Here is a 1,811-nt window from a genome sequence, read left to right as displayed (position 1 = left end):
CAGCGTCGCGGAGTTGAACGACGAAAACGCTTGCGCCGCAACGCGGTCGGTGGGTACACCGGCACGGCCGAGCCGTTCGTCGCCCCGACGGACCGTCTCGACGAGCACGCCCGGCTGTTCGCTGACGCTGATCTGCGCCTTGCCGGTCGTTTGCGCCGAGCCGTCGTGCAGTCCGCGCAGCCGACGCAGCGGGGTGAACCGCCAGATTTCGTCGCGCCCGCTGGGCACCTCGAACGCGTCCACGTCGAAGGACGCGAACAACTCGCCTTTGTTCAGGGCAGCAGCAGAAGAAGCGGTCATCCGACCGCGCCCTCCATCTGCAATTCGATGAGCCGGTTGAGCTCCAGGGCGTACTCCATAGGCAGTTCCTTGGCAATCGGCTCGACGAAGCCGCGCACCACCATCGCCATCGCCTCGTCCTCGGTCAGTCCGCGGCTCATCAGGTAGAACAGCTGGTTGTCGCTGACCTTGGACACGGTGGCCTCGTGGCCCATCGTGACGTCGTCCTCGCGAATGTCGACGTAGGGGTAGGTGTCGCTGCGGCTGATCGTATCGACCAGCAGCGCATCGCATTTCACGCTGGAGCGCGAGCCGTGGGCGCCCTTGTTCACCTGCACCAGGCCGCGGTAGGAGGTACGGCCGCCGCCGCGGGCCACCGACTTGGACACGATGTTGCTCGACGTGTTCGGCGCCAGGTGCAGCATTTTGGCGCCGGCGTCCTGGTGCTGGCCCTCCCCGGCGAAGGCGACCGACAGGACCTCGCCCTTGGCGTGCTCTCCGGTCATCCACACCGCCGGGTATTTCATGGTCACCTTGGAGCCGATGTTGCCGTCGACCCACTCCATGGTGGCGCCGGCCTCCGCGCGGGCGCGCTTGGTGACCAGGTTGTAGACGTTGTTCGACCAGTTCTGGATGGTGGTGTAACGGCAACGGCCACCGGGCTTCACGATGATTTCCACCACCGCCGAGTGCAACGAGTCCGACGTGTAGATGGGCGCGGTGCAGCCCTCCACGTAATGCACGTAGGCGTTTTCGTCGACGATGATCAGCGTCCGCTCGAACTGGCCCATGTTCTCGGTATTGATGCGGAAGTAGGCCTGCAGCGGGATGTCGACGTGCACGCCCGGCGGGACGTAGATGAACGAACCGCCACTCCACACCGCGGTGTTGAGCGCGGAGAACTTGTTGTCGCCGGCCGGGATCACGGTGCCGAAGTACTGCTTGAAGAGGTCCTCGTGCTGACGCAGGCCGGTGTCGGTGTCGACGAAGATGACACCCTGAGACTCCAGGTCCTCGCGAATCTGGTGGTAGACAACCTCGGACTCGTACTGGGCGGCCACACCGGCGACCAGACGCTGCTTCTCGGCCTCCGGGATGCCCAGCCTGTCGTAGGTGTTCCGGATGTCCTCGGGAAGGTCATCCCAAGAGGCGGCCTGCTTTTCGGTGGAGCGCACGAAGTACTTGATGTTGTCGAAGTCGATGCCCCCGAGGTCCGAACCCCACGTCGGCATCGGCTTGCGCTCGAAGATGCGCAACGCCTTCAGCCGCGTCTGCAGCATCCAGTCAGACTCGTTCTTCTTCGCCGAGATGTCGCGGACCACCGCCTCGGACAGCCCGCGCTGGGCGCTGGCCCCCGCGACGTCGGTGTCCGCCCAGCCATAGCCGTAGCGGCCCAGCGAGGCGATCGTCTGCTCCTGGGTCAACGGCTCGGCTTCTCCCGCTTTAAAGGCCTTTTGGGCCTCTGGCGTGAGGGTCATAACGACGCTCCTTCGATGCTCGTGGTGTCGCGACGCGGGCTGGGCGCCGGGGTC

Annotated in this window: 1 protein-coding gene and 1 pseudogene; both read right to left on the bottom strand. The window is 65.3% G+C overall.

From position 1 onward, the window contains the following. A pseudogene (locus A5697_RS19315) lies at positions 1-300 on the bottom strand (Fe-S cluster assembly protein SufD); the annotation flags it as partial. Next, a complete protein-coding gene (gene sufB / locus A5697_RS19310; RefSeq protein ID WP_067944576.1) occupies positions 297-1,757 on the bottom strand; it encodes a Fe-S cluster assembly protein SufB in 1,461 nt (486 codons plus the stop codon). The gene sufB and the pseudogene A5697_RS19315, both read right to left, overlap by 4 nt. Positions 1,758-1,811: the final 54 nt, after the last annotated feature.

The organism is Mycobacterium sp. E3251, from assembly GCF_001666835.1.
Lineage (GTDB): Bacteria > Actinomycetota > Actinomycetes > Mycobacteriales > Mycobacteriaceae > Mycobacterium.
The sequence above is the reverse complement of the archived record's forward strand: the minus strand, read 5'-3'. Positions and strand labels throughout refer to the sequence as shown.

Excerpts from the sequence above, each read along its gene's own strand:
- sufB (WP_067944576.1), bottom strand. The coding sequence starts at position 1,757 with ATGACCCTCACGCCAGAGGCCCAAAAGGCCTTTAAAGCGGGAGAAGCC.